We start from the raw sequence: 5,805 nt of genomic DNA on the forward strand, positions 1-5,805 counted from the left end.
TGCCTGACCCCCGTCCGCCGAACGCTCGCGTCCCCCTCCACGGCGGAGAAGGAACACGGTGTTCGGCGGACGGGGGTCAGGCATGTGAGGAGTCATGCCTCACGAGCATCGAGCCTGGCAGCGACCCATCCCGCGCGGAGGAACTCTCACAGTCAGCACTGGCACTGGAACGACACGTGCACCCGGACTCCTGGTAGGGCCGCCGAGGCGCACGCCCGACCGGCGTGAGCTGTCGCTGATCCGGCGCACCGTCAACCACGCGCTCTCCGCGGCGCGGCACCGGTGGAACGGGGATGTGGCTCGGCCATCAACGGCCGATCGGGTCGGCCGAGAGACACTGGCACGCAGGGGCCGGCTCCCCTACGTTCCCCTCATGCCGGACTCCGCCCAAGGCTCCAGCGAATACGCCGACATCATGGTCATGATCAGCCATCCTTTCGGAGACATTGAGTGTCCGCTTGCTCTGTGGATCGAGCGCGGCCCGGGGCCCCGGGCCCTCTTGCGCCCGTCTCGGGCCTGGTCGCGTACGACGGGCAAGGAACTGCCCCTGACCGTGATCCCGCTCCGGTACCGCAACACCCGGGCCGCCCGACGGGCGATACGGGAGGGCCGGGTACCCAATCCCTGGCCGGGCAGGTGGAACATGCCCAGCCGGCAGGAGGACGACGACCTCTTCCGCCGGTGGACGCTGAGCGACCCCTATGAGGACGAGCTCTAGGGGAGACGCTTCGGACTGCGGTTTCGAGAGGGGCGCCTGTCTCGGTGGATGCCCTTCTCGCTTCGGATTCGGGCGCGTTCCTTGCGTTCGGCGGCCAGGTGCTGCGGCGGGTGCCGGCGTTTGGCCGGCGCGGGTAGGTGCGCAGGGCTCGGGTCTGCACGACGTGGTGGGTCGGCGATGGTGAACTGCCTCAGCGGTCCGGAGTATGCCTCGATTGCCAGAGTGCAGGGTCCCGGAGTGCGCCTCGATCGCCAGAACGCAGAAGATTCCGGCCCGTCCCGCATCAGTAGAGAGAAGGGACTGCTCACCCGATGGTGACGTAGAGCACAAGAAATCCTTCGGAATGCCGTAATACACCCGGCCTGCCCGGGCTCGTACGGGCGTACGGACAGGGAGTGGCCGGTTTCCGCCGGGGCTCCCGGTGCAGCCTGCTCCGAAGGAGAACAACGTGCGATGGCACTCGCTGGCCCTGTCGGCCGTGGTCCTCACGCTGGGCGCGTCGGGGGTGTCCCCGGCCCAGGCCGACGGCATTGACCGTCCGCGCGATGCCGCGACGGATGTGAGAGACGTCCACCTGGGAATTCTGACGGTCGCATGGCTGCCCGGGATGTCGTCGAAGATACTCGACGCCATTGCGCGGGCCGAAGCCGAGGAACGGGCCGCCGACCTCCGGAAGCGAGCCGACTCCTGGGTGCGACCGCTCGACTCGTACACCAAGACGACGAGCTTCGGTGCGGGCGGAAGCCTGTGGTCCCGGCGCCACAGCGGGCAGGATCTCGCCACCGCGGTCGGCGCCGCCGTCAAGGCCATGCACGGCGGCACCGTGGTCGAGGTCGGCTGGGGCGGGGCCTACGGCAACCAGATCGTGATCAAGCATGCCAACCACACCTATTCGCAGTATGCCCATCTGTCGGGGACCCTTGTTTCGCCCGGGCAGAAGGTGAGCACCGGACAGCGGATCGCCGTGTCGGGCAGCACCGGGAACTCGACCGGTCCGCATCTTCATATCGAGATCCGCACGACTGCGGCATACGGATCGGCCATCGACCCGGTCGCATTCCTGCGCGACCACGGCCTGTCACTCTGAGCCGCTGGGCCATTGAGCGCTTCCAGTACGCGGCGGCGGGCGGCCATCCGCGGTGGTCCGCCGCCGCGGGCCGGTCACCGGCTGCGGTGCAGGGCGACGAGCAACTGCCACGACTGGTGGGCGATGTCGTCCGAGGACGCCTCGATGAGGCCGTGCAGCCAGTCGCCGAGCACGCCCGCGAAGGTCGCGGCCACGGCGGAGGCGACGAGCGGGGCGTCGGCGGCCCCGGCGAGTTCCCGCTCGCGGAGGCTGTAGGCGCGCAGATCCCGGTTCAGCACGTGGCCGAGCGGACCGCCGCCGCCGGGGGTGAGCAGGGCGCGGTACAGGTCGGCGTGGGGCGCGAGACCGGCGAAGAACTCCAGCAGCGCGTCCGGCGCGCGCACCGGGTCGGGACGCCCCCGCCACGCGTGCAGGGCGTCCACGGCCTCGCGTACGACATCGGCGCAGGCGTCCACCGCCAGCGCCTCCAGATCAGCGTAGTGCACATAGAACGTGGCCCTGCCGACGCCCGCCCGGCGGACCAGCGAGGCCACGCCGACCTCCGCCAGCGGGCGCCGGGCGCACTCCTCCAGGAGGGCCTCCCGCAGCTTGGCCCGGGTGCGGGCGGCCCGGGGGTCCTCCGGGGTCATCGCGCGACGAGGACGGCGGCCAGGGCGAGGGCGCCGGGGAGCGCCTGGGCTACCAGGATGCGGCGGTTGGCGGTGGCGGCGCCGTACACGCCCGCGACGATCACACAGCTCAGGAAGAAGACCTGGACCCGGAAGCCGGTCGGGTCGCCGGCGACGAGACCCCAGACCAGACCCGCGGCGAGGAAGCCGTTGTAGAGCCCCTGGTTGGCGGCCATCGCCGCGGTGCGCTTCGCCATCTCCGGATCGAACCCGTGGAATCCGAACCCGGGCTTCTTCTGCCACAGGAACATCTCCATCACCAGGATGTAGGCGTGCAGGGCGGCCACCAGCGCGACCAGCACGTTCGCCAGGATCTCCATCGTCTGCGGACTCCGTCGTACGTCAGTTCACTTCTTGGACAGGTGTCCACTATAGCTGGACGGGTGTCCAGGAAGTCCAGAGGGTGCGCGGACGGTATCGACATGCTGTTGCGTGCGTGCGTGCGTGCGTGCGTGCGTGCGTGCGTGCGTGCCGGCGGGACAGGCTGGACCGAACCCTCCGCACGGCGGGCCCCGACGGCGCCCTGTGGTTCACCCGCAGCTCACCTGGTGTCGACGATGCCGCCGGTCACGGCGATGACCTCGCCGACCGTGTAGCTGGAGTCGGCGTCGGAGGCGAGGTAGACGTAGGTCGGTGCGATCTCCTCGGGTTGCGCCGCACGGCCAAGTGGCGCCTCGCTCCCGATGTGGGCCAGCCCGTCCGGTGGCATGTTCGGGTCCGCCTCGTTGAGCGGCGTCCATGTCGGGCCGGGGGCCACCACGTTCGCGCGCACGCCCCGTTGGGCCAGGTGCGGGGCGACGGACTTGGTCAGGGTGATCAACGCGGCCTTGGACGCCGCGTAGTCGATCATCGTGGTGCTGCCCTTGAGGGCTTCCTCCGTCGCGGTGGCGATCACGGTGTCCCCGGGCTCGAAGTGGGGCAGAGCGGCCATCAGCAGGTGGAAGTACGCGTAGACGTTGGTCTTGAAGGTCCGGTCGAAGTCCTCGGCGTTCAGCTGCTCCAGCTCCAGCTTGCTGTTGAGGTAGGCGGCGTTGCTCACCAGGATGTTCACCCCGCCGAGACCGGCCACCGTCCGGTCGACTGCCTCACGGCAGAACGCCGGGTCCTTCAGGTCGCCGGGCAGCAGCAGACAGCGCCGCCCCTGTTCCTCCACCTCGCGCCGCACCTGCTCCGCGTCCACCCGCTCGTCCGGCAGATGGACGATCGCGACGTCGGCGCCCTCCCGCGCGTACAGCAGGGCGACCGCCCGTCCGATACCGGAATCACCGCCGGTGATCAGCGCTGCCTTCCCCTCCAGTTTTCCGCAGGCGCGGTAGCGGCTCGCCCGGTAACGCGGCGCGCTGCGCATATCGGCCTCCAGGCCGGGATGCTTCTGCTTGTCCGAGTCGTAGGGCGGGGCGGGCTCGGAGACGACCTGCGGTGCGGACTGTTCCTGCTCGGGCTTCAAGGTTTCCCCTTCGCCGGTGTCGTCCACGGCGCACCACGTGGCTCGTGCCGCGCCGTCTTTCCCGCACCGAGTGCCCGTCAGGTCGGCGGCCACGCTCCCGTCGCGCCCCGGAGGCCCCGAACGTCGCGTCCCGGAGGCCCCGAACGTCGCGCCCCAGAGGCCCCCAAGCGGTCCTGACCCGAGCGCCGTCACTTGGTCGCGACCCGGACCCGGCCCCGCGCCACCACCCGCCGATGCCGGCCGCGCCGGTGCAGGGTGAGCAGGGTGACCAGCGCACCCGCCAGGACGCAGCACGCCGCGAGCCGCAGCCCCAGGTCGTAGCCCTCCAGGAAGGCGCCGCGCGGATCCGCTCCGCCACGCAGTTCGGTGCGTTCACGGCGGGTCAGCACCACGCCCACCAGGACCACGCCGAAGACCCCCGACACTTCGCGAGCCGCGCTGAGCAGGCCGGTCGCCATCCCCGTACGGGCCTGAGGGACCCGGACGAGCGAACGCACCGTCAGGGGAGTGGTGAGCGCCGAGCCCACCCCGATGAGCAGCAGCCCCGGCTGCACGTCCCAGTAGCCGGCGCCCAGGCCCGTCCCCGACACGTACAGCAGCCCGAGCGCCACCAGACCCAGCCCCGCGGCGATCGACACGTGCGCGCCCAGCGTCCGTGCCGCGCGCTCGGCGAGCGGCGTGCACAGCAGCAGCGCCCCGGCCAGCGGGAGAAAGGCCAGCCCGGCCCTGGTCGGTGAGAAGCCGAGGATCCGCTGGAGATAGAGCGCGGTGAAGAAGAACACGCCGTTGACGCCGATGCCCCACAGCATCTGCGCGAGCACACCGCCGGTGAGGAACCGGTCGCGCAGCAGCCGCAGGTCCACCAGGGGCCGCTCGGCCCTGGCCTCCACGACCACGAACACACAGGCGGCGAAGGCGGCGACGCCCAGGCACAGCGGCACGGGCGCCGCGCCGAACCCGTGCTCCCCACCGCGCACCAGACCGTAGGTGAGCAGGTACAGCGACAGGACGGACCAGCACACACCGGGCAGGTCGAGTCCGCCGCGCACCGGCTCCCCGGACCCGGGGCCCGTGCCGGAAGTCCCTCCTGCCCCGCGACGCCGGGGACTTCCGGCACAGGCCCTGGCCGGGATCGCGGGCACCAGCAGCAGCGCGAGCACCCCCAAGGGCACGTTCAGCGCGAACACCCAGGACCAGGACCACCGTTCGGTGACGAAGCCGCCGACGACCGGGCCGAGCGCCAGCGCCACCGCGAGGGCCGCCGTCCACAGGCCGACCGCCGTGGACCGCCGGTGCGCCGGCAGATCGGCCGCCACGACGGCCAGCGAGGCGGGGATGACCAGCGCCGCGCCGACCCCCTGGACCGTACGCGCCGCGATGAGCGTGCCGCCGCCGTCCGCGACCGCCGCGGCGGCCGAGGCCGCCGTGAAGACCACGATCCCGGCGGCCACCACCGGCCGCCGGCCGAGGAGATCGGTCAGACGCCCCGCGGGCAGCAGCAGCGCGCCGAAACTGAGTACATAGCTGCTGGCCACCCACTCCAGATCGGTGACGGTCAGGCCGAGTTCGCGCTGCACCGTCGGCAGCGCCACGTTGATCACCGTGTTGTCGAGCGTCGTGACGAAACCGGTCAGCGTGAGCAGCGCCAGCAGCAGGAACAAGCGGGCCCGTCCCACCGTCGCCCCCTTCGTCGCGCGGGTGTGGTGGACACGGATTCTGGGCCGCCGGACGGCACCGCGACTCTGCCCCGGAACGCCGAATCGCGACGCGACTTTGTCAGCGCGCTGACAGAACCGGCGAGACGAACTGTCAGTACGTCGTCTAACCCAACCGGTACCTGACGGCGGAACCTGGTGCACCGTCCCACGCCCGGCCACCCCAGACC

The 5,805-nt window shown here is 71.3% G+C and carries 6 protein-coding genes; 2 read left to right on the forward strand and 4 right to left on the reverse strand.

Annotation, left to right across the window (positions count from 1 at the left end; translation table 11 throughout):
* The first annotated feature begins 553 nt into the window (after positions 1-553).
* Positions 554-718 carry a hypothetical protein gene (locus FNH04_RS46940; RefSeq protein WP_194236980.1) on the forward strand — a complete coding sequence of 55 codons (165 nt, stop codon included), beginning with the start codon at positions 554-556 and terminating at the stop codon, positions 716-718.
* Between the two features lie 478 nt (positions 719-1,196).
* Positions 1,197-1,805, forward strand: a complete 609-nt coding sequence (locus FNH04_RS40140) for a M23 family metallopeptidase (protein WP_322725251.1) — start codon at positions 1,197-1,199, stop codon at positions 1,803-1,805.
* A 74-nt stretch (positions 1,806-1,879) separates the two neighbouring features.
* On the opposite strand, the gene FNH04_RS40145 is transcribed toward FNH04_RS40140, so the two are convergent.
* From FNH04_RS40145 to FNH04_RS40160, 4 genes are all read right to left on the reverse strand, one after another.
* The gene (locus tag FNH04_RS40145; protein WP_152791082.1) at positions 1,880-2,434 is read right to left on the reverse strand and encodes a TetR/AcrR family transcriptional regulator; all 555 of its coding nucleotides are present in this window, start codon (positions 2,432-2,434) and stop codon (positions 1,880-1,882) included.
* Positions 2,431-2,793, reverse strand: a complete 363-nt coding sequence (locus tag FNH04_RS40150; RefSeq protein WP_152791084.1) for a DUF1304 domain-containing protein — start codon at positions 2,791-2,793, stop codon at positions 2,431-2,433. The genes FNH04_RS40145 and FNH04_RS40150 overlap by 4 nt, the downstream gene beginning before the upstream one ends.
* A gap of 221 nt (positions 2,794-3,014) precedes the next feature.
* Entirely contained in the window at positions 3,015-3,920 is a 906-nt protein-coding gene (locus FNH04_RS40155) for an SDR family oxidoreductase (RefSeq protein ID WP_152791085.1), read from the reverse strand.
* A 188-nt stretch (positions 3,921-4,108) separates the two neighbouring features.
* Positions 4,109-5,596, reverse strand: coding sequence for an MFS transporter (locus tag FNH04_RS40160; protein WP_322725254.1), 1,488 nt, complete (start codon positions 5,594-5,596; stop codon positions 4,109-4,111).
* Positions 5,597-5,805: the final 209 nt, after the last annotated feature.

It is taken from the genome of Streptomyces phyllanthi (genome assembly GCF_009377205.1).
GTDB lineage: Bacteria > Actinomycetota > Actinomycetes > Streptomycetales > Streptomycetaceae > Streptomyces > Streptomyces phyllanthi.